Consider the following 23,025-nt stretch of genomic DNA (forward strand, 5'->3'; position numbering starts at 1 on the left):
CGGTGCAAAGTGCAAGACCGTGGCACCTAGTCGAGTGGCTGCTTCTTGGGGGGTTAAACTAGACATTGCCTGACTATATCAGAGAAAATGTCTAGTTATGTCACTAATTGTCTAGATATTTACGGACTGTTAGTTAACCCCCCTTCACCCCCTCACCCCCTCACCCTCTCACCCCCTCACCCCATCTCCCTGGGAACCCTGGCGACTAGCAGGGTATTGCTGATTTTTATCTCCCCACGCTAAATTTCATCAAAACTTTACTTAAAGCGCCAGGTTGAAGGTGTGAGGCTTTACATAACTTTAGTTAGGGTATTGAATGAAAGCCAAGTTGTGAGTATTTAGGGCTTGGCATCAACAAGGAACTAACGCAGGAAACAGGGTGTAGTTAAGATGTGTAGCCTTCCGCACAATTATTCAGTCTCTACAGATAAAGGAATGCGTAAGTTCTGGACAAGTTTTTGTAAAGATTGCTGAAATCAAGGTAATCGCACTGAATGTACCAGTAGGGATTGAGCCGCTAACAGTGATTGTACTGCTCGAAACACTAATCTTCGAGCCAGAAGGCAAAATCTCAACCACCGATCGCAGGAGCCTAAAACCGATGAATAGGCATAAGCAGTGGAAAAAGGCATGTTTCAAAGTGACGACTTGGGTTTTATCCGAGATCGTTTTAAATGTGTTGGGATTGGATGATTTGGCTGACTATAGTGAATTTATTTTTGATCCAGAGGTGATCGTCTCTCAATATCATTCTGTAATTCTAGTGGCTCCCCCTCACCCGCCAGAAGTTGAGCAAGATTCGCTGTTTGGTCAAACAATCTGCGATCGCGTCGAGTTAGTTTAAGTCATTCGTCATTTGTCATTCGTCATTCGTCATTCGTCATTCGTCATTCGTCATTTGTCATTTGTCATTTGTCATTCGTCATTTGTCATTTGTCATTCGTCATTCGTCATTTGTCATTTGTAACAACCTGAACGTTTAGTCTAATACTTTGTCCAGGAACTTAATGTTCAAACTCAAGACATTTGATCTGCCAATTCTGCCCGAATACGGCAACAGCCGCTACATAATCTGATGCGGGGGTTAGGGGAAAAATCGACCAATGAGACGCCGCGTTAGAGTCTCCCGCGATACTCAGCAATTTAGCCGACTCTCCGGGCATCAGAGCGACTTCAATGTCTGATAACTTGGCTAACCCATCACCTGTTGCTTTTAAATAGGCTTCTTTGCTTGTCCAACCGTTGAAAAACGCGAGTTGTTGCTGATCCCCAGCCAGAGTCCGAATCGCAGTATATTCTTTTGGTGTAAAGAAACGTTGTGCGAGTTTCTCTGCATCAGGCATCGGACGCCGATATTCAAGATCGATCCCCAGGTCAAGAGTTAATGATAGAGCATATAAGGCTAATCCATGAGAATGAGAAAGATTAAAACCCAATGTTTGATTAGGGTTGCTGGTTGTGAGCGTGGGTTTGCCACGGGGACTATAGTCAAATTGGATTTGATTAGGCGGTTGATTTAAATAGCGACCTAAGATTGTCCGTAAGATCCCCCGACCTGCAATAAAATGGTTGCGATCGCGCTCAAAGTAGAATCGCTTTGCCCGTTGCTGTTCATCTGGGGAAAGGAGTTGTGCGAATCTCTCGATCTGTGCGATCGGTTGATTGAGATCCGCCCGCCAGACATGGATCTCCTGGGTAGAGAGGACTAAGGTAGAGGGTGGAGGATACCAAAGACGTTTCCCAGTGGTCATAACCTACACCAATCTAAAAATAAAAGGATAGCGGTAGGGTTGGTTAGGATCATCCGTCACGAACAAAATGACAATGGGGATCGCCACAGAAATAACCACTGAACTCAAAAAGATTGAGCCATGGCACAGGGCGGATAAAAGTTTGCGTTGATCGAAATCATGCTGATTAGTCATTAGTAACTCCTAGTATTAGTAAGCTGTTATGCATTTAAATTGGGTATTATAGCAGTAGACACATCGATTAGGACTTTCCGAACTGTTGTAGAGACGTTCCGCCGGAACGTCTCTACTAAATGATGTGTCCTAACCGCTATGGCGGTTGCTATAGTAGCGAGCAAGATGCTCGCACTCCAAGGATTTTGCCCTTGTTGGCATTAAGGTTTAAATGCCGAACAGCTTAGGTTGGTGGAAATAAACTTAACCCTATTAAGTCATGTTGACAAGCCTTAAATCCTTACATAAACGTAGCTTGCTTCTCCCGAAGCGAGTATGACGAATGACGAATGACGAATGACAATCCCCACCATTCACTTTAATTGTCCCCACCTACTTATTCACTCTGGTTCACTAACGGGTAGTTGTTCATCGGCAGGCTTGGACACTTCCAGGGGAGCAATGACGGTTAATCCCTGGGGAATACATTCAATCGTGACTGGAGTTGTGCCAATAATTTCCCCATCGACAACCACTTTTTGGGGAGGATTGGTGTTGACTTTAATTTGTCCCGTCCGTAAACAAATTGTATCCTCTCGACGGGCGGCTCGCCGCATCAATGCTGCACCGAGTAAATCCACGATCGCATCCATGGCTTCGATTTTGGTGTTTTGAGTATTAATCGTGACTTCCAATAACCCATCATTGGCAATGACTTGTCCCATCCCCTGTGCCATCAGAGAGGTTGGCGGTGCAGCATTGGCGATGGTAATGGCGGCGGCTTGACATTGACTGGTAATCCCAGCAATCTCTAATTCTGTCTCAAAAACGTTGTGTTCGTTGAGTTGCTGCATCCCTGCCAAAATATAGGCTAAGACGCCTAGGCGTTTTTTTGCCTCTCGATCTGCTCGTTCTACGGTTTCGGCTTCAAAGCCAATCCCAGCCAGTAAAATCATCGGATGCTGATTGCACCGTGCGGCATCAACCACCCGGGTAATGCCTGATAAAATCAGTTCACAGGCGGCGCGAAGTGTGGTGGGAATCCCTAACGCCCCCGCAAAGGCATTGGCGGTGCCTCTGGCGATGATCCCCAAGGGAATCTGGCTACCAATCAAAGCACCCGCCACAGCCGAAACTGTACCATCTCCACCGGAGGCGATAATCAGATCCGCACCGGATGCGATCGCCTCTTGCGCCAACTCTACCGAAGAGCGATCGGGCGTCGTTAGGTGAATATCTAGATGCAGTTGGGGTTTTAAAAGCTGCTGAATCAGCGTTAAATCCTTCTCAGCGTTGCCTTGACCCGAAACAGGGTTAAAAATCAGGTAAGCGAAGCGATTTTTGGCAAAATTGGCGATAATTGCTTCAGCCGTGGCAAGATTAGTAGCCAGAGGGACATTGTGAACATTACAGATGCGTAACAATGCCTGAATGTCCGGCTCATGGGGTTGAGCGTAAAGGGGATCGATGAGAAAAATCACCGCAACCACCTGACCTGTAGCCACTTCCGCCGCGATTTGGGCATCTCCGCCCAAGGGACCCGACAATAGGCACTCAACCTCTAACTTACTCCGGTCGTGAATGCGTTGTCCGGTGGTTCCGGTGGCGATTAAGCGGTAACGGGAGAGGATGGGGGTGTATTGTTTGGCAAAGTTAGCAATATCGTCTTTTTTGCGATCGTGGGCAATTAAGGCAATGGTTGGGGACATGATGGGAAGGCGGAATTCTTATATATTAGTGTAAATCTCACTGACTTAAGCTGGTTTTGTAGTAGGCACAAAGCGTGCCAGAAGCGCTCGCATCGCTGACTACAAACTCTAAAGCTGTAGGGTGGGCATTGCCCACCAGCATACCCATCATCTTAGTGTAGAGAGAATTGGCGCAGTTGGGAGCAGTTATTTATTTGAGCCGATGTTCAATTCGATACAGTTTGATAATTGTTGCCCCATCACTCCATCAGATAAGTCTATCGGGGGAATCAGCCGCACTACATTTGACTTTACGCTGTTAGGCATCATACAGTCTTATCCAGCAAACTACGATTCGATTTCGTTTGAAAGTCCAATCGAGGAACTCTTATGCTTAGAAAAGTTATTGACTCGGATCAAAATACGCTTTATGGGGTTTATTATACGGTGTATGGGTCACTCGCTGGTGATGAGCAATTAGTGAAGTCTTACCTCTGGGCAGGTCCTTATGATGACATGAAAACTGCTATCAATAAAGCTCAAGAACTAAGACATTCCCACCAAGAGGATGTATCATTTCTTGTGAAAAAGTATGTTGAGTGAAAAACTCAGACAGTAACCTCTCAGATGGCGATAATTTTTAAGGGTTAATTCCGGAAACTTGTCAACTTATAGGTTGTACAAGTTCTTAAACCAAGTCATAAACGGTTGAGCTTGGGGATGTTGGGGATTCAAAATACGCTCCATGATAGCATTATGCAATTGTCGTCCGGGTGGATTTTGCCATGCTAGCTAGGTGTAAATATTCGCTTTATCAAGATGAGCATCTTTAAAAGGTGCGCCTCTATGTTTGGCTTCGGTTACGACGTCTTGGGCGTATTGCCAAAACGGTTCACTCTCACCGGGTATCATGTAGGCTAAAAATGTTTCCAACATTCCTGCCTTTTGGTTATCTGGCATAATCCAGATACCAAACTTGATTCCATTTGTACTATGGATCAATCCTGTTTTTGGTAATTGTTCAGGAAAGTCAGGAATACTTTTTAAGCAGGCGTTTCTGATACTTGTCCAGCGTGCCGATAAATCATCATCTGCATCCACTATTAATCCTAATGTTGTCAATCCTGACTCTTTCAGTTCTGTGGAGATTACATCCGCATCAATAAAGTTATCACTTCCATAGGATTCAATGTAAGGAACTTTTATTCCTATGTCTATCCAAGGAATTCCATTAGCTTCAATTAGCTCTGGTATGACTCGTTTATCCTGATCTCCCTCTACAATAAGCTTCTTCGGATAATACTTGCTTGCCATTTCTAACGTACCTCAATCCCTCGTTGAGCCGCGATGACCATCTCACGTTCAGTGAAAACGACACCTGTTTCTTTACCAGGTTCTATTCGTTGAATTGTAATTTTATCTTCAGTGTCTTGTTCCTGACTGGCAAGGCTAGCTAAGCTAGTCCAACAATCACTATTGTGAGTCGTTGCGAAAACTTGTACATTTAAGTCTTTTGCCGTTTTCCAAATTAGTTTCCACATATCTTCCATCGCTGTGAAATGAAGTCCCGTATCAATTTCATCAACCAGCAATACTCCACCTCTAGCACATACCGTTGATAATGCTAGACCCAACATCCGCCATATTCCATCCCCCATACTCCCAATCGGAACGCGCTGATCACTGTCAGCAAGACGCACGACAAATCCACTACGAGACTCTGAATTTCTGAGGGTTTTAGACGTAATAGAAGCAAGACGCTCAATTTTAGGTTCAATCGTCTGAAGTGCTTTATAGACAAGCATTTCCTCTGGTGTTAAAACGACCTGATCAAATAAATCAGTCATGTTGGTTGTTGTTAAAGATGATGATGTAATATATTGAGTTGTTGCGGCATTTTTTGATGGCTTACCTATAACTCGCCATCGACGAATATAATCTTCAGATAGTCCTCCATTAGAGGACAAACTGCGTTTCCACCCCTCTCGCTTATTGCCATCAGTCCACAAAATTTTAAAAGCAAGTTCTATTAAGTTATCTGAAAATTCTTCAACTACACTGGTAGATTCATCAAATTCACTCTCTGAATCTACCTTAGAAGCAATCGGTTGTTTTTCTATAGATACGAAAAGTTTATTTTCAAGATTATCATTTGAAGCCAATATTGAAAATTCACTGCCTAATTCAATTTCATGACCGTGAAAAAGATGACAGATATCAAGTTCACGCTCTCTTCTGCCTCTTCTAATGTCATCACTCCAACAATATTCACCTCTGTTAGTCAGAGCCTCAAGTAATGGTTCAGGATTACCTCTGGAGCATAGAAGTTGAATTGCCTCTAGTATTGATGTCTTACCACTGTTATTTTTACCAACGAGTAAGTTAACTCTGCCAAGCTGCTGAAGCTCAAAATGTTTGAAACAGCGGAAATTATTTATTGTGAGATTTTTTAGCATATCTAATTTCCTCCGGTGCTTGTAGATAAATAAGCTTGAATGGGTTGTAAGAGGATTGCCAAAATCTTATCGACCTCTTTAATATAGTATTCTAACCGATCAATCAATACGGTATGTTCCTCTAAGACCAAAAACCGCCATACTGTCCCCGTTGTTACAGCACCATAAATTTTATCAATTTTATTTCCAGCACTTTGATTAAATATCTGGGCGGCGACCATTTCGGCAATACATTGACCAAAGCCTGAGGTAATTTTTTCATTCTTCGCTTCGGTAATTGTAATTACTGGAGCGTTGATATAAAATTGTTCTGCTGAACAGCTCAGAATAAAGTCACAATAGCCTTGCAATCCTTTCTCGACATCGACATTGAAATCCGTTCCAGAGAATAAACTGACTTGATAGTTAACCTGTCGCCTAACTTCTGATAAAACCGGAGCAATAATAAATTCAGAACGGGCTTTTTCGGTATCAATTGCTGTAGCTAGAGGGATATACTCAGCTAACGTGAGCGTTAACAGTTCTGAGGGGTGTACGCCTGGGATATTCGCGAATACGTTTTTAGTTTCATCAACCGTTAAGCCAAAATCTTCCTTGACTTTAGCTAAGGTAAAATTGCTATATGCCATTAGTAAATCTCTAGGTTAATTGGAATGTTACTGACTTAAAACTGGTGGGTTGAGCGAAGTCGAAACCCACCCTACGGTATATCAAAGGTTTCGGCGATTCCCTAATGCTTATTGAGCGTGCCTAACCTGTCATTCTGAACGAAGAGAAGAATCTGGAATTGACTTTCACGGGAAGTCTATAAACCTGAGTCAGGGCGGGTTTAGTTACATCTGGGTGCAACCAAAAAGATAGTAGTGAAACCCGCCCCTACACACTTAACACTCACCTTGACGCAAATGACAAATTATCGCTGATCCAATTGACGGGAACCAAATAGGGCGTCTCGTGCCTTTTCATCCATGTTGCTGACCCGTTTATCACTCAAAAGTGCTAACCCTCGCTGTACCGCAGGTCGCTGATTAATTGCGTCAAACCATCGCTGAAGATTAGGATAATCGGCTAAATTTTGTCCCTGTTTTTCATGGGAAATAATCCAGGGAAAAATTGCTATATCGGCAATGGAATACTCACCAGCAATGTACTCGACTTGGGAGAGTTGTTTATCGAGAACGCGATACAAGCGAGTGGCTTCATTTGTATAGCGATTAATCGCATACGGGATTTTTTCCGGTGCATATTGGCGGAAGTGGTGCGTTTGTCCCAGCATGGGTCCGACGCCTCCCATTTGGAACATTAGCCACTGAATTACAGCATAGCGATCGCGCGGTTGTTTGGGGATGAACTGTCCGGTTTTGTCCGCTAGATACAGCAGAATTGCACCCGACTCGAATAGGGATAGGGGTTGACCCTCAAATCCTTGGGGATCAACGATCGCAGGCATTTTATTATTGGGACTGATGGCGAGAAAGTCTGGCTTGAACTGATCCCCGGCGGTGATGTCTACCGGAATGAGATTGTAGGGGGTTTCAGTTTCCTCCAACATAATGCTGATTTTCCAGCCGTTGGGTGTGGGTCCATAGTAGAGATCGATGGGATGTGTCATGGTTGAATTGTTCTGCATCCTTTGCCTTGACTATACACTCTGAAGGGGTGACAAGCTACTTGGGATCTAAGGTGTGGGGTGTAGAGTTTTCCCGGATTGAGTATCTCCTCTTCCGCTTGAAAGTCCGGACGTGATACCTAAATGGTACCTTAATTAGGCATGATTTCTTCCCGAAAATTTCACTTTTTCGAGTTAAGCTGATTCGATTTTTTTGGTTATTTATTGTTAGAACCTTAACGAAGTTAATTTTTATTAAAATTCAGTAGTGTTCATTAATACATTTGCTAGATTGAGCGTGTCAACCCGGTTTTACTGTGAAGAAATGAAACTTTATTTTAACAGTTGAAACGTCCAAGTGAACGGTAAAAGTTTGAGTAAGTTGGAGAGGGAGATGAATGAGCAAGTTAAAACAAAACTCCAACAAGAAATACAGGATCTGCGCGATCGCTTACAGCAGGCTGAGGCGGAATTGCGAGCGTTTAGCCCAGACACCGTGGAGGCTATGGAGTTTGAGCCTCCAGAAACAGATAATATCAGGCGAGACAATCCATTCCTACTGCAAGCGATTCTGGATAACACCACCGATCTGATGGCGGCGCTGGATTTGAACTGGCGCTATATTGCCTTTAATCAAGCGTATAAAACTGAATTTATCAAGATTTTTGGTGGAGAAATTGATAGGGGTACGAGTTTGATCGCAGCCCTTGCCCATTTACCCCAAGAACAAGCAAACGCGCAGGAAATTTGGGGGCGGGCGCTACGGGGTGAAGAGTTTACTGTAATTCAGGAATTTGGCGATAGTCGCCGCGATCGCAATAAGTATCAGCTTACATTTCACAGTATCCGGGATGACCGGGGACAGATCCAGGGCGCTTTACACATTGTTAAGAATCTTAGCCAGATTGAGGCGCAAACCGGGCAATCTATCCAGGCGCAAGCCGCCCTACAAGAAAGCGAAGAACGATTCCGCAATGCCTTTGACTATGCCGGAATTGGCATGGCACTGGTTGACTTAGACGGGCGCTTCATGAAAGTTAATCAAAGCTTGTGTCAGATGACTGGGTATTCGGAATCTGAATTACTCGCCACCACCTTTCACGCGATTACCCATCCTGACGATTTAGCCGCCGATGTCACCTTGGCAAAACGATTACTAGGGGGTGAAATTCGCTTCTATCAACTGGAAAAACGCTATATCCACAAACAGGGGCAGATCCTCTGGATTCTGTTAAGTGTTTCTTTGGTTCGCGATTCCCAGAATCAACCGCTTTACTTTATCGCCCAGATTCAAGACATTAGCGATCGCAAATCCACCGAAGATCAATTACGTCAACATCAGCAACACTTGCAATATCTACTCACTTCCAGCCCTGCGGTGATTTTTAGCACCCAGCCTGATCCAAATTATAAGCTGACCTATATTAGTGAAAATGTCGCGAATATTCTGGGTTACGTCGCACAGGAATTTTTGAATGGCGCTAATTTCTGGCTCAATCATATTCATCCTGAGGATATTAACTTGATTCTCCAGGAATTACCCCAACGGTTAAAGCGGGGGAATTACTCCTTTGAATACCGTTTCCGCCATGGGGATGGAACCTATCGCTGGCTTTTGGATGAAGGGAAGTTAATTCGGGATGAAACGGGTCAACCGATTGAGGTTGTTGGGTATTTTGTGGATATCAGCGATCGCAAACAAGCGGAGTTAGCCCTAAGCCGCAGTCGAGAACTCAAAGAAGCGATTTTTAATGAATCCACTGATGCCCTATTTTTAGTTAATCCAGACACGGGACTGACGATTGACTGTAATCAACCCGCCGTTGACTTATTTGAAGCGGCTAGCGAAGATGAACTAATTAATATTGAAGGACATACTCTGCAAAAGTCCCGATTTACGCCAGAAGAGTTAGCCAGTATCCATCAAGCGATTAATCAGTACGGCGTTTGGAGTAAAGAAGTCGAATATATCACCAAAAAAGGGAAGCCATTCTGGGGCAACTTAGCAGTCAAGCGAATTCATGTTGCTGATACAGCGATTAATTTAGTCCGGGTTACGGATATCACAGCTCGCAAACAAACAGAAAAAGATATGAAACTCCAGGCTGTGATTACTCGAAACATGGCAGAAGGGATTTGTTTGGTTAGTGCGACTGACAAGAGGATTGTGTATGCCAATCCCAAGTTTGAGCAGATGTTTGGCTATGAAGGAGGTGAACTCAAAAACAAATCTGTGTCTATTCTGAATTATGAAGATGAGAAAAATAGCCCTAAAAAAACATCCAAAACTATTACGGACAACGTGATTAAAAATGGCGAATATACTTACCAAATTCATAACGTTAAAAAAGATGGAACTCCCTTCTGGTGTCAAGCGACAACGTCTCGTTTTGAGCATCCCGACTATGGCACTGTTATGGTTGCTGTCCAACAAGATATTACCGTGCAAAAGCAAACTCAAGATCAACTCAAAGCCTCCCTAAAAGAAAAAGAGGTCTTGCTCAAGGAAATTCATCACCGAGTTAAAAATAATTTGCAAATTGTCAGTAGTCTGCTGCAAATGCAGTCGCGGCGAACCAAAGATGAAGACGTGGCGTTAGTCTTGCAAGACAGTCAAAATCGCATTGCCTCGATCGCCCTGGTGCATGAAAAGTTATATCGGTCTGAGAATTTAGCTCAGATTGATTTTGCCCAATATGTTCCCGATTTAATCACTCATTTGTTTGATTCTTATAACATCAGTTCTAGTCAAGTTCGCATGTCCTATCAGGTTGAGGATATTGCTCTCGCCATTGACACAGCGATTCCCTGTGGCTTAATTTTAAATGAATTGGTGTCTAATGCCCTAAAATATGCCTTTCCAGAACATCAAAAGGGAGAAATACAGATTAAATTCCAGCGGAATACTGATGACTCGCTTACGCTTAAGGTTCGTGACAACGGTGTAGGAATACCCAAGTCCTTTGATATTGAAACAACCCCCTCATTAGGTTTGACGCTAGTTTTGGGATTAGTCGATCAAATCGATGGAACCTTAGACCTAAATCGTGATTCGGGAACAGAATTTACCATCACCTTTAACCATAAACTCAGAACTCGATAATGTATAGAACCAAGGATCATCCAATTATGTATACTAAACCACCGCCTAACTTAAAACAAACAATGAAAATTCTCGTCGTTGAAGATGAGAGAATTATCGCGATTAATCTAAAAGAGAGCTTAGAATCCCTCGGTTATACTGTACCCGCGATCGCAGCATCGGGAGAACAAGCGATTGAAAAAGCTACCGAGTTTCGTCCCGATTTAGTGTTGATGGATATTTGGCTAAAAGGGACTATCGATGGGATTGAAGCGGCGCAGCAAATCTGGGATCGCCTAAAAATTCCCACAATTTATGTCACCGGACATTCGGATCAAAGTACGGTAGAACGGGCAAAAATTACCGCTCCCTTTGGCTATATCCTCAAACCCGTTAAAGAACAAGCTCTTTATGTAGCGATTGAAACGGCACTCCAGCGATATGAACGAGAACAATTACTCAGCGCTATTCTTCGAGGGATTGGAGATGGGGTGATTGTTACCGATAAAGACTGTCGGGTTCAGTTTCTGAATCAGGTGGCGGAATCGTTAACGGGTTGGCAATTAGCGGAAGCCAGAGATCGGGAATTAACGGAGGTATTTAATATTGTCGATGAGCAAACCCAGCAACCTGTCGGCGATATGCTGAAAAATGTCCTAGAACAAGAGACAATTATTTATTTAGAAGAGCAGATTTTGTTGATCCCCAAGCAGGGAAAGCCGATCCCTGTTGCAGATAGCATTGCTCCGATTAAAAATAATAACGGTGCGATCGCGGGAGCCGTTTTGGTGTTTCGTGATGCCACACAACAGCGTTTAGCCCAGGAAAAGAATTGCGCCCTGGAACGTGCCCGCCAATTAGAGTATGATATAGCAGAACTGCAATGTTTGGATCTGCTCCATGATGAAAGTTTAAGTACCGCGTCATTAGAATTGCCTACATCTCCGGCAAAGATTAAATTGGCAGTTCGGATTCTGGAAACCATCTTAGATCAACAGAGTTTATTCGGTTCACAACTTCGTTCTGATGTCACCGTTATTGCTCGTTATTGGCAAATTGTCCAAGAGCAAGGCAAGCAAAAGCTCAATCTAGTGAATGATTTGCTGGATATCCGTGCGATTGAGACAGAGGTTTATCCCTTACAACTAACGTTGATTCAATTTTCCGAGTGGATGCTTGATTTGGTTAAACCGTTTGCAGCTTGGGCGCAATTTCAGCAGCAACAGTTGCATATTAATATTGCTCCGAATTTACCCCCTTTGGTTTCAGATCAGTTAAGTTTGACTCGGATTTTGAAAGAATTACTAAATAATGCATTTCAATACACGCCAGCCGGGGAAGATATTGGGGTAACAGTGCGGGTTGGGGGAGCAGGGGGAGCAGGGGGAGCAGGGGAAGATAAGGAGGTGTTGATTCAACAGTTTACTGTCGAGATTCAGGTGAGTAATTCTGGGGTGGAGATTCCCCCAGATGAACTGACGAAAATTTTTGAGCCATTCTATCGCATTCCTAGTCCCTATCCCTGGAAACAAGGAGGAACAGGTTTGGGATTGACAATGGTGAAAACGCTGGTACATCGACTCCAGGGCGAGATTGAGGTGATGAGCGATCGCGACGGGACAATGTTCACAATTTTTATACCAAGTTTACAATCCCAGGGGACGGAGGTGGAGCATGATCATGATCAGTGAAATTTGTTTATCTGAAACTGACATAGCAACAATGGCTCGAATTCTGGTTGTGGAAGATGAGAGAATTATTGCGCTGAACCTGAAGGAAAATTTAGAAGCTTTGGGTTACAGCGTTGTCGGAATTGCCGCCTCTGGAGAAAAAGCTGTAAAGAAAGCCTTGGCACTGCATCCTGATTTAGTGCTAATGGATATCTGGTTACAGGGAGACATGGATGGGATTTGTGCGGCACAACAGATTTGGGATGAGTTACAAATTCCGGTGATTTATTTAACCGGACATTCCGATAAAGTTACGTTGGAACGTGCAAAAGTAACCGCACCCTTTGGTTACATTCTCAAACCCGTGAATGAACGGCAATTATCCGTGGCGATTGAAATTGCCTTGCAGCGCTATGAACGGGAACAATTTTTGAGTGCGGTGCTACGGGGAATTGGGGATGGAGTAGTTTTGGTAGACAAAGATTGTCGGATTCAGTTTATGAATCGGGTGGCAGAAACTCTAACTGAGTGGCAATTTACAGACGCAAAAAATCGGGAGTTAACGGATGTATTTAAACTCATTGATGTCCAAAGCCAGCAGCCTGTTAATAACCCGGTGACTCTGGCGTTAGAACAAGATAAAATTGTCTATCTTACCGATGATATTGTCTTGATAACCAAGACGGGTCAACCCCTACCGATCGCAAACAGCGCCGCACCGATTCGGGATAACCAGGGGAACCTCGCCGGGGCGGTGTTGGTATTCCAAGATATACGCGATCGCAAGCAAGCCGAAGCCGCCTTGCGCCAACAGTTAGAAAAGGAACAACAACTCAATCAGTTTCAACGGCAATTTATTCACACCGTTTCCCATGAATATCGCACACCGCTCTCGATTATTCAAGCCTCAACCTTCCTCATCGAAGCCAATGGTTCATCGGTGCAATCTGAAAATAACCTGGTGAATTGCCAGCGCATTAAACAGGCGGTTAAATATATGGTGGGATTGCTGGAAGATGTATTAACCTTTGGGCAAGCTGAAGCCGGTCAACTTATACTTGATCCGGTTCCCTTGGATTTAAACCTCTTCTGTCAACAGCTTATTGAAGAATACCGCTTAATCGCTGGCGAACAAGCAGAAATAAAATGGATCAGTTGCGGTAAAGGTCAAATGGCTTATCTGGACAAAAAATTACTGCAACTGATCGTGCGAAATTTACTCACCAACGCCTTGAAATATTCTCCCGAAAAAAGTCCAGTTTATCTGACATTGAGCTGTGAAACTGATAGGCTAAAGGTAGAGATAAAAGATAATGGTATTGGGATTCCGCCAGAGGATCAACCCCATATATTCAATCCATTCCGCCGCGCCAGCAATGCTGGGACTATCCGAGGTTCAGGTATGGGATTAGCGATTGTTAAAAAAGCTGTTGATTTACATGGGGGTACAATAGCCGTTGAGAGTTCGTTGGGGGTTGGGACAACGTTTACCGTTACATTACCATTTCCCAAAACCCATGTCTGTCCACTACTTTGATTCTCGTTTAAAACTGCATCAAAATAGTACATTAAGGCTACTGAATTGTCCCTAGATTTAATGTTGAATTATTTTATATAAGTAGGTTAGTGGAAATAAAGTTAACTAGATTAAGTTATGTAAACAAACCTCAAACCCTTACTGTTCCCTGTTCCCTGTTCCCTGTTCCCTGTTCCCTGTTCCCTAATCTCCACCGCTAACTTTAATTGTGTCCACCTACTTAGCTAGTTGAAATAACTAGATTATCGTCTTTTCAGGATTTTTGTGATGAAAAAATTATCAAAACTCTTTTCTCGGAAACTGATTCAAATCCTCATCGTTGAAGATGAGCGAATTATCGCCATAAACCTGAAAGAACAGTTAGAAGCTTTTGGGTATTGTGTTTGCGCGATCGCGACATCGGGAGAGAAGGCAGTGGAAATGGCAACAAAATTCCGTCCTGACTTAGTGTTAATGGACATTTGCCTCCAGGGGGATATAGATGGTGTTGAAGCCGCCCAGGTTATTTGGGAACGTCTTTCCATTCCCGTGATTTATGCCACCGGACATTCTGATCTCAGTACATTGGAACGAGTCAAACTTTCTTCTCCCTTTGGTTACATTTTAAAACCTATCAAAGAACGAGAATTATTTGTCGCGATTGATATTGCCTTACATCGCTATTCTCGCGAACAATTACTCACCACGATTCTTCGCGAAATGGGGGATGGTGTGATTGTCACGGATACTCAATGTCGCATCCGTTTTCTCAACGAAGTGGCACAAACCTTTACAGGTTGGCAGTTCTCGGAGGCGATTGATCGAGAGTTAACTGAGGTTTTTCAAATCGTTGATCAAACCACGAGACAACCCGTAAACCTTCCATTAAGAACAGCAATTGAAACCAATTTTGCGTTTTCCATACCCAAACATAGTCTCTTAATTTCCCAGCCAAGTAAAACAATTCCCCTGGGTGGCAGTGTGACGCCAATTCACAACAAGCAAGAGAATGTAATCGGGGCGGTATTGGTGTTTCAAGATATCAGTAGTTCGAGCCAGTTAGAGAAAGCTAAGTTAAATCTAGAACAGGCATTAGCGGAGTTAAAAGCCACCCAATTTCAACTGATCCAATCTGAAAAACTCTCTAGCGTAGGGCGCATGGCAACGGCATTAATTCAGGAATTCAATAATCCGATTACCTGGATTTGTGGAAATATTGTTTTAGGTCGGTCTTATTTTAGAGATATGTTAGAATTGCTTGAGTTTTATCAGCAAGCGTATCCTAATCCAAATTCAGACATTCAGCATTTTAGGGAGCAGATTGATTTAGAGTTTATTGCCCAAGATTGGCAAAAGATGTTTAATTCGATTCAAATGGGTGCAGAACGGCTCATGGATGTCACAATTTCACTGCAAGCGCTGCGAAACTTCTCAACCTTAGATGAACTGGATCAAAAGACGATTGATATCAATGAAGCGATTGACTCAATATTATTGCTGGTATATCATCGGCTTAAACCTCAAGGTAAAAAGCCAGAAATTCAGGTGATCAAAAACTATGGTAAATTGCCCTTTTTAATTGGTTATGCGAGTCAGTTGCATCAGGTATTTATCCATTTGTTGAATAATGCCATTGATGCGATAGAAATGAAAGGGATGCCGGGTATCATTACCATTGATACCAGTATGAGTTGTCGTCAGTTTCCGCCCCAATTTGGAGATAAAGGGGATGAGGAAATGGCAAGAGGAGGAGATGGGATATCTGGGAGCGATGGAGAAATTAATTCATCTCTCAGTCAGCGCCAGTTTTGTACAGACGTTATGATCAATCGCGAAACAAAATTTCCTCAACCTGTCCCTACCAACCCAGTTTCAGATGAGCAAAGCGAAGAGTTAAAATTCAAAGCCCTGCCCTTGATTGAAGCGAATCAAAACCCTGCCCTCGAAGGTCGTGAAAGGTCAACACTCAATACTCAAAACTCAACACTCAAAAATCCCCCAAAGGCGCAAGATTTTGTGGTTATTCGCATTACTGATAATGGCTGTGGGATGAGTGAGGTGGAAAAAAAACAACTATTTGACCCGTTTTTCACGACAAAATCTGTAGGAACCGCCCTAGGATTGGGCTTGTCGGTTAGCTATAAAATTGTAGTTGAGAAACATGGCGGTCAAATTCAGTTTCACTCCGTCGAGGGTGAGGGTACTACCTTTGAAATTGAGTTACCTGTTATTAGTTAGGAAACAGGGAACAGGGAACACCTCGACTTACCTCGACTTCGCTCGGTAACACGCTCGGTGTGTAACAGGGAACAGGTGTTAGGTGTTATATCATGTCCGGTCAAACACCCCGAACAAAAACGCCTGAAACCCTTGTTATTACAGCATTGCAATTATGGGTAATCGTCAGGACATGATATTAGGTATTAGTACGATTAAAAAAAGGGCGGGTTTTGCAGCCAAGTTAGGGAAAAAATCAACAGTAATCCCTAAACCCGCCCCTACAAACCCGGTTCCCTTGCAGGTCGTGAAAGGTCAACACTCTCCGGAACTAATCCCCCTGCACCCAAGTCATTCCTTGACTGGGGAAATTCCCCCCAGGTTACAGAATTCTATTGATACCTATGCATTTCTCTGGAAAGCTATTCTTAATTCTATTAACCTTAACCTTCTCCTTTGTCTTCCCCCCGACATCAAACTCCCTGTTCTGTCCCTTAGTTGCGTGGAGTCGTCATCCAGAACGAGACTTTGGACAAGATGGTCGAGATGGTACAGATGGACGTGCGGGGAGACGGGGACGAGATGGGGAAAATCGGACAATTTTTGTAGATGGTTCTCCGATTAATCTGGAGTTGTCGGGAGGAGACGGCGGTGATGGGGATGATGGAAAACGGGGTGAGGATGGAGATTGTTCCCGACAGCCACGAAAGGTTGATTATGACCTAAAAGCCGCCGATGGGGGCGAAGGCGGTGATGGGGGGAATGGCGGTGATGGTGGGAATGGTGGATCATTGACGGTTTATTATACAAATCGAGAGGATTTGAAACAAATCTATGTACGTTCCCAGGGTGGACGTGGGGGACGTTCTGGACGCGGCGCTTATGGGGGTGATGGCTGTGACTGTGATGACCGCAGTTGGGAGATAGAAACCTGTACCAAAAAGTCAGACAATGGTGAGGAAGACTGTGAAACTGAGCGATTCGAGTGCGAAGAGGGTGACGATGGTCGCGATGGTCGAGATGGTCAAGACGGAAAAGACGGAAGCATGGGGACGCTGACATTAATTAATCGTACTGAAGCCTTACCCCCAGACAAACCCACCGCTACAGTGACTCTACCCCAACTGCAAAACGGCGCGATCGCACTCTCTCTAAATCAATGGCGAACTCGTAGTGGTGCAACCGCCTTACTCGCCCCCAATTCAATCATTGCTAACCAGTATCGGGAGTTTATCGGACGCTTAGAACGGTCTTTTGAGTTAGTCTGGAATGCAGACCGGGCGATTACCGACTTTTATAATCAACCCATATCCCTCAGTCTTAAATCTGACCGACGCATTGATGTATCCTTACCGGAGGACGTTTGGTTTGATGGCAAAATGATGCCACAGGAAAATGTAATCCAGTTTGTCGTCACCAATGCGCTACTGAAACAGGAAGCCACCCAACTAACGCGGGCAGATTTTGCCGGAAATCGTTCAGCGTTAACCTTTAGTGTGGTGGACTTAGCCGGAAAGTCTGACTTGTTAGACACCCAATTCTGGTTAAAATACCGCACCGCCAATTCAGGCGATCGCTTTCGTCGCTTCTATAATTACAGAACCCGGTATGAAGGGATTATTCCAGCAGAACTTGTCACTCGCCATAACAACCGCTACACGCTAGAAATCGGCAAACTCCCCATAGAAGCTGAATACCTACGTCCCGGAGTCGCGATCGAAATTGAGTTAGTCGCGACTCGTTCCTTTGCGGGAAACTCAGCCCAACAGGAAATGAATTGGCGCGGGGAAATTCGATAAGTTTGTCGTCTGGCTCGCTACTAATACCCAATTTAATTGTATGACAGCTTATGTACTACGCCACTACTTATAACAGGCTAAAGCCCTTACTACAAACTCCAAACTTCAAACTTCACCAAATTTATGTCTTAGGATTGATGTATGATTGAGAAAAACCATAAATCCTGATAGGGATTCAGTATAATTCGCTTAAGTAATTCATGACGCCAGATTTTTTACAGGTTACGTTTTTATACAATCAAGTCATAGACTATCTCATCGCCTTTGTCATCTTAGTTGTGGGAATTTTTCTGATCAAAATTCTCCGCCAAGTGATTGTAGGACGGCTCAAACGCTGGGCGGCGAAAACGACAACTCAGTTGGATGATTCCCTGATCCAGATGATTGAACGAGCTGTGATTCCTATCCTTTACGTTGGCACGTTTTATGTGGCAATTGCCAATCTCACCTTACATCCAATTCTGGATCAGGTAATTGACGCTTTGACGTTGATTGTTGCCACGATTCTAGGGATTCGCCTCTTGGTTTCCCTGGTGGAATACGGTTTCCGGTTATATTGGCTAACTCGCCGCCAAAGTGAAACGGTGCAACAGGCGCTTGATGCGTTAATTCCGGCGGCTCGAATTGCAATTTGGGCGCTGGGAATTGTCTTTTTGTTAGATAATCTAGGTTTTGATATCTCCGCTGTTGTAGCTGGATTAGGCATTGGCGGTGTGGCAATTGCTTTAGCGTCTCAAGGCTTTCTCCAGGATTTATTCAGCTACTTCTCTATCCTCTTTGACCGTCCCTTTGAATTGGGAGATTTTATCATTGTTGGCGATTTCCTCGGTTCAGTCGAACATATTGGCATTAAAACGACTCGTCTGCGGAGTTTAAGTGGAGAACAACTCATTTTTGCCAACACCGATTTAACCAGTTCGCGGATTCGCAACTATAAGCGGATGCCCAAACGACGGGTAGCATTTAAGTTTGGCGTGCTGTATGAAACGTCTCAAGAAAAACTCCAGATTATCCCCAAAATTGTTCAAGGTATTGTTGAAAATCTAGATAATACCACTTTTGATCGAGCGCATTTTAGCGATTATGGGGATTTTAGCTTGAATTTTGAGGTTGTTTATTATGTTTTAAGCAGTGATTACAACCTCTATATGGATATCCAGCAGCAGCTTAATTTACATCTGAAACAGGAATTTGAAGCGCGTCAGATTGAGTTTGCTTACCCCACCCAAGTCACCTATTTTGGGAATCTCAACACCGGAGAAATTAGCGATTCTTTAAGTGCTTTGGTCGCTGATGGCAAACCCTAAACCGTTGGCTGGCGTAATATAGCAGAAGGCAGAGGAGGGGGTAAGGGGGAGATGTTTTTATTATGGGTGATGGGTCCGGACATCATATAATACCAAGTTACAGTCATAATTGGACTGTGGACAAAAACATATATTTGCGTAAACAATCGGCAAATATATGTTTCGGCTTGATTTGGAGGTATATTTCAGTTTCTTACTCCCCATCTTCATCTGAGAACAGCGCCTCTAAATCTCTATAGCCACTAACAACCCGCAAAATCTCAATCCCCTCCTCAATTGGTTGATAAAAAATTAAATAATCACCAACAGGAAAGCTTCGCAACGAAGGTAAAAGCTCATCCCGCCTCCGCCCCATGTTCGGAAAACTAGCCAACGTCCGACACTTTTGATTAATCTTCTTAAGTAAACGCTCCGCTGCACCCAAACTACTCTGATCAGCAACATAGTCGATAATACTTTCAATATCTCGACTAGCTGGAACAGTAAATTGGCAAATATTACTCATTCACCCTCTTGAGAACGACGTAAAAGCAGCTTCTGTTCGAGTTGGCTAAAAACCGTCTCACCATCAACCACCTCTCCCCGTTTCGACGCTTCAACTCCAACCATAATTTCCCCCCTCAATTCCTCAAAGCGCCCCTTATAGATACGTTCCCGTTCAGCAAACGCCCTAAGTGCAGCCAGGATAACCTCCTCCGGTGATTTGTATTTCCCGCCCTCTACTTGGCGTTGAAGAAACTGCTCAAGTTCTGGAGTTAAAGACACATTCATCTTCCTTTACCCTATATCGTGTTAATGATCTTCCTATTTTAGTTCTAGAACTAAACTGAAGTTTCCCCAGCTTCCCCAGCTTCATCGTATCTACGAAGCTGCTCAAGTATTTTCATGCCCGCTGCACTAGCCATCTCGCAAAATCTGTGGTAAAGGTATCCTGCAAAATCGCCTCTCGAATACTTTGGGTAAAGCGAATCAACTCCGTCACATTATGGAGGGAGATTAACATAAAACCCAAAACTTCCCGCGATCGCACCAGATGACTCAAGTAGGCGCGGCTAAAGTTCTGACAGCAATAACAGGGACAAGTCGAATCCAACGCCGTAAAATCCTCCCGAAACCGAGCATTTTTCAAATTCCAGCGTTCCCCCTGAACCAACGCCGCCCCGTGACGCCCTAAGCGCGTAGGAATCACACAATCAAATAAATCCACACCTGATGCGATCGCCCGTGCCATTTCTCGATAAGTCCCCACCCCCATCAAATACCGTGGCTTATCAACAGGTAAATACGGTGCCGTCGCCGCCACGATGTCATGGATCAAGTCCACCGGTTCCCCCACACTCACCCCACCAATGGCATACCCCGGTAAATCCAAGGACACCAACGACTCAGCCGCCTGACGACGCAAATCCAGATACACACCGCCCTGAACAATACCAAATAAAGCTTGCTGATCCGCACGAGTGTGAGCATTGATACAGCGCTTCAGCCAGCGATCTGTTCGTTCCAATGACGCCTCAATCTCCGCCCGACTCGCTGGATACGGCGGACATTCATCAAATGCCATAATAATGTCCGCCCCTAGCGCATTTTGGATGGCAATAGACCGTTCTGGGGTGAGATTAATTAACCGTCCATCCCGAGGCGAACGAAAAACCACACCCTCTTCGCTAATTTGTCGTAATTTACTTAAGCTAAAAACTTGAAAGCCGCCCGAATCCGTCAAAATTGGGCGCTGCCAACCCATGAAGTGATGCAGTCCTCCCGCTTGCTGGACAATCGCTTCTCCGGGTTGTAAGTGCAGATGATAGGTATTGGCAAGAATAATTTGGGCTTGTGCTGCTTCTAACTGGGCAGGAGTTAGAGTTTTGACCGTTGCCAAAGTACCCACGGGCATAAACCGGGGCGTTTCAATCAGACCATGGGGACTGTGCAGTAATCCGGCGCGTGCCTTGGTTTGGCTGCACCATGCCTGACATTGAAAGGAAAATGAATTGTGTTTTTGAGCCAATGGGGTTAAGAGTTCGTGATCATGCTTTGATTATTGTGGCTCATCATCTCTTTTATTAGCGGTTTAGAACGGACATTCCCCCTCATCATCAATTTGTACATCCCACCGGGCATTGAGTACCTGGGTAACCATGGCTTCTAGGGCTTCGGCGTTGAGGGTTTCCACCGATTGCTCATGTAAAGGGTTGGATAGAGGAATCAGCCTTAGCCGACGGTTATCTTGGACTAAATCAAAATAAGCCTGCTTTTCCGGCGTCTGATGCAGTTGCAAGTAATCAAAACTCTGGACATTGATGTAGATAGCTTGATTCGCAATCAGGGTAGAACGGCGGGAATCGGCAAAGACTTCCAGCACATATCCTTCTCCCTCACTTTGCTTGTTGCTATCGATAGTGTGAATATAGCGGACGCGACCCAAATCAGTGAGTAGGCGTCCCATGTCTTGCTTATTGATAATAATGCCCGTATCAATGATACAAGGGGCGGGAAGTCGGCGTGGAGGTTGATGATAACTCATGGGTAAAGCCTATGATGCATAAGGGGCTGATATTGCCTTGCAAAGAGTATTGGCATTCGTGTAAAACCCGACTGAAAAACCTAATGCTTCGATTTTAGCGACTGCTCAGCTAAAGGCAAGTCAGAAGCTGTAGCAATCAAGAATCAGAAATTCATCCACGGGCTCGTGCCAGTGGATTATCATCTGAAATACTTGAGTGTTACGGGTATTACAGTAGGGTTACTAAACCATACTATCCCAATATTCACCCGCTATTCATCGGACAATATACGTAAATTTCTGTGTAGTGAACTATGAACCCAAATCCTGAGCCACTCAATATCTCTGTGACACCTGTATCCCCGTGCTTCCGGGCTTACCTGCACCTGTGTCCCTCTAGATTAGATTATTCTCCATGAAGTGGTTTAGAGTTCAATCGATGTGGCAAGCGGTGCAAAAGTCCTGGCAGTCTTGGTTGGGTGCTATCACCTTTTATACTTGTATCCCCATTCCCATGAGTTGGGGGTTAGACTTTGAGCGCATTGCCCGTTGGGCACCTGTCGTAGGACTATTTATTGGCATTCTATTAGCTATGCTAGACGCTCTGTTGCAACACTGGGGTATGCCCCACTTGACCCGGAGTGGAATTATCGTGGTGAGTTGGGTAGCACTCACCGGAGGATTACATCTAGATGGCGTGATGGATACGGCAGATGGCTTAGGTGTACAAGATCCTCAGCGACGGCTGGAGGTGATGGCAGATAGCGTTACTGGGGCGTTTGGGGCGATGGCAGCGATCGCGCTACTTTTACTAAAAATGGCGGCGCTTACGGATATTGAGACTCATCGCTGGTTGGCATTAATGACTGTAGCCGGATGGGGGCGCTGGGGACAAGTCGTGGCAATTTCGATTTATCCGTACCTGAAACCCACAGGAAAAGGCGCATTTCATCAACAAGGGATTCGGGTGCCGATTGATAGTCTGTGGGGGGCATTTTTACTCCTGGGGGTATGTGGATTACCTTTAATCGGGAATAGAGGTAGTCTGAAGTTAGCGATAATTAGCGCCGGAGGAGGATGTGCGATCGCGCTTTTGACCGGGTTCTGGTTTTACCGCCAGTTGGGAGGACATACCGGGGATACTTATGGGGCGGTGGTGGAATGGACAGAAGCCTTATTATTGTGTTTACTGACAATAGTTGTCTAAGCTGGGCAACGTATTGGTGAAAGTAGGGGTACGGCAATGCCCATTGGTGTCAACTTAAGGTGAAGAG

General features: G+C 44.4%; 18 protein-coding genes and 2 pseudogenes. 9 read left to right on the forward strand and 11 right to left on the reverse strand.

The features are described 5' to 3' along the window. Positions 1-523: 523 nt before the first annotated feature. Positions 524-844, forward strand: coding sequence for a hypothetical protein (locus RIC07_RS31920; RefSeq protein ID WP_446398031.1), 321 nt, complete (start codon positions 524-526; stop codon positions 842-844). Between the two features lie 160 nt (positions 845-1,004). On the opposite strand, the gene RIC07_RS31925 is transcribed toward RIC07_RS31920, so the two are convergent. The 3 genes and pseudogenes from RIC07_RS31925 to mgsA all read right to left on the reverse strand — a co-directional run bounded on the left by RIC07_RS31925 (position 1,005) and on the right by mgsA (position 3,613). Further along, positions 1,005-1,751 (reverse strand): 4'-phosphopantetheinyl transferase family protein, encoded by a 747-nt coding sequence (locus tag RIC07_RS31925; protein ID WP_446398032.1) that lies wholly within the window; start codon positions 1,749-1,751, stop codon positions 1,005-1,007. A 45-nt stretch (positions 1,752-1,796) separates the two neighbouring features. Then, a pseudogene (locus RIC07_RS31930) lies at positions 1,797-1,925 on the reverse strand (DUF4870 domain-containing protein); the annotation flags it as partial. A gap of 380 nt (positions 1,926-2,305) precedes the next feature. Further along, a complete protein-coding gene (gene mgsA, locus RIC07_RS31935) occupies positions 2,306-3,613 on the reverse strand; it encodes a methylglyoxal synthase (protein WP_446398033.1) in 1,308 nt (435 codons plus the stop codon). A gap of 369 nt (positions 3,614-3,982) precedes the next feature. Here mgsA and RIC07_RS31940 point away from each other — a divergent pair, with 369 nt between their 5' ends. Further along, positions 3,983-4,195, forward strand: coding sequence for a hypothetical protein (locus tag RIC07_RS31940; protein ID WP_446398034.1), 213 nt, complete (start codon positions 3,983-3,985; stop codon positions 4,193-4,195). A 66-nt stretch (positions 4,196-4,261) separates the two neighbouring features. On the opposite strand, the pseudogene RIC07_RS31945 reads toward RIC07_RS31940, so the two are convergent. From RIC07_RS31945 to RIC07_RS31960, 4 genes and pseudogenes are all read right to left on the reverse strand, one after another. Continuing rightward, a pseudogene (locus tag RIC07_RS31945) lies at positions 4,262-4,906 on the reverse strand (DUF3226 domain-containing protein). A 2-nt stretch (positions 4,907-4,908) separates the two neighbouring features. Then, on the reverse strand, positions 4,909-6,048 hold the full coding sequence (locus tag RIC07_RS31950) for an AAA family ATPase (protein WP_446398035.1): 1,140 nt from the start codon (positions 6,046-6,048) through the stop codon (positions 4,909-4,911). A 2-nt stretch (positions 6,049-6,050) separates the two neighbouring features. Then, positions 6,051-6,677, reverse strand: coding sequence for a hypothetical protein (locus RIC07_RS31955; protein WP_446398036.1), 627 nt, complete (start codon positions 6,675-6,677; stop codon positions 6,051-6,053). A gap of 284 nt (positions 6,678-6,961) precedes the next feature. After that, on the reverse strand, positions 6,962-7,660 hold the full coding sequence (locus RIC07_RS31960) for a glutathione S-transferase N-terminal domain-containing protein (protein ID WP_446398037.1): 699 nt from the start codon (positions 7,658-7,660) through the stop codon (positions 6,962-6,964). Between the two features lie 391 nt (positions 7,661-8,051). On the opposite strand from RIC07_RS31960, the gene RIC07_RS31965 reads away from it, so the two are divergent. The 6 genes from RIC07_RS31965 to RIC07_RS31990 all read left to right on the forward strand — a co-directional run bounded on the left by RIC07_RS31965 (position 8,052) and on the right by RIC07_RS31990 (position 19,248). Next, the gene (locus RIC07_RS31965; RefSeq protein WP_446398038.1) at positions 8,052-10,760 is read left to right on the forward strand and encodes a PAS domain S-box protein; all 2,709 of its coding nucleotides are present in this window, start codon (positions 8,052-8,054) and stop codon (positions 10,758-10,760) included. 26 nt (positions 10,761-10,786) lie between these two features. Further along, a complete protein-coding gene (locus RIC07_RS31970; RefSeq protein WP_446398039.1) occupies positions 10,787-12,430 on the forward strand; it encodes an ATP-binding protein in 1,644 nt (547 codons plus the stop codon). Positions 12,431-12,461: 31 nt separating this feature from the next. After that, entirely contained in the window at positions 12,462-13,946 is a 1,485-nt protein-coding gene (locus tag RIC07_RS31975; protein WP_446398040.1) for an ATP-binding protein, read from the forward strand. A gap of 267 nt (positions 13,947-14,213) precedes the next feature. Further along, on the forward strand, positions 14,214-16,163 hold the full coding sequence (locus tag RIC07_RS31980) for an ATP-binding protein (RefSeq protein ID WP_446398041.1): 1,950 nt from the start codon (positions 14,214-14,216) through the stop codon (positions 16,161-16,163). A 383-nt stretch (positions 16,164-16,546) separates the two neighbouring features. After that, positions 16,547-17,941, forward strand: coding sequence for a collagen-like protein (locus tag RIC07_RS31985; protein WP_446398042.1), 1,395 nt, complete (start codon positions 16,547-16,549; stop codon positions 17,939-17,941). Between the two features lie 200 nt (positions 17,942-18,141). After that, the gene (locus RIC07_RS31990; protein WP_446398043.1) at positions 18,142-19,248 is read left to right on the forward strand and encodes a mechanosensitive ion channel family protein; all 1,107 of its coding nucleotides are present in this window, start codon (positions 18,142-18,144) and stop codon (positions 19,246-19,248) included. Positions 19,249-19,441: 193 nt separating this feature from the next. Here the strand turns inward: RIC07_RS31990 and RIC07_RS31995 are convergent, their stop codons facing one another. The 4 genes from RIC07_RS31995 to RIC07_RS32010 all read right to left on the reverse strand — a co-directional run bounded on the left by RIC07_RS31995 (position 19,442) and on the right by RIC07_RS32010 (position 21,772). Then, positions 19,442-19,753 (reverse strand): type II toxin-antitoxin system RelE/ParE family toxin, encoded by a 312-nt coding sequence (locus RIC07_RS31995; RefSeq protein WP_446398044.1) that lies wholly within the window; start codon positions 19,751-19,753, stop codon positions 19,442-19,444. Next, a complete protein-coding gene (locus tag RIC07_RS32000) occupies positions 19,750-20,019 on the reverse strand; it encodes a type II toxin-antitoxin system ParD family antitoxin (protein ID WP_006101934.1) in 270 nt (89 codons plus the stop codon). The genes RIC07_RS31995 and RIC07_RS32000 overlap by 4 nt, the downstream gene beginning before the upstream one ends. Positions 20,020-20,131: 112 nt before the next feature. Beyond that, complete coding sequence (gene tgt / locus RIC07_RS32005) at positions 20,132-21,256, reverse strand: tRNA guanosine(34) transglycosylase Tgt (RefSeq protein ID WP_446398045.1); 1,125 nt, start codon at positions 21,254-21,256, stop codon at positions 20,132-20,134. 63 nt (positions 21,257-21,319) lie between these two features. Beyond that, positions 21,320-21,772 carry a hypothetical protein gene (locus tag RIC07_RS32010; RefSeq protein ID WP_006102097.1) on the reverse strand — a complete coding sequence of 151 codons (453 nt, stop codon included), beginning with the start codon at positions 21,770-21,772 and terminating at the stop codon, positions 21,320-21,322. A 394-nt stretch (positions 21,773-22,166) separates the two neighbouring features. Here RIC07_RS32010 and cobS point away from each other — a divergent pair, with 394 nt between their 5' ends. Beyond that, positions 22,167-22,958, forward strand: a complete 792-nt coding sequence (gene cobS, locus RIC07_RS32015; RefSeq protein ID WP_446378368.1) for an adenosylcobinamide-GDP ribazoletransferase — start codon at positions 22,167-22,169, stop codon at positions 22,956-22,958. Positions 22,959-23,025: the final 67 nt, after the last annotated feature.

The organism is Coleofasciculus sp. E1-EBD-02 (assembly GCF_040218245.1).
In the GTDB taxonomy this organism is placed as follows: Bacteria; Cyanobacteriota; Cyanobacteriia; order Cyanobacteriales; family Coleofasciculaceae; genus Coleofasciculus.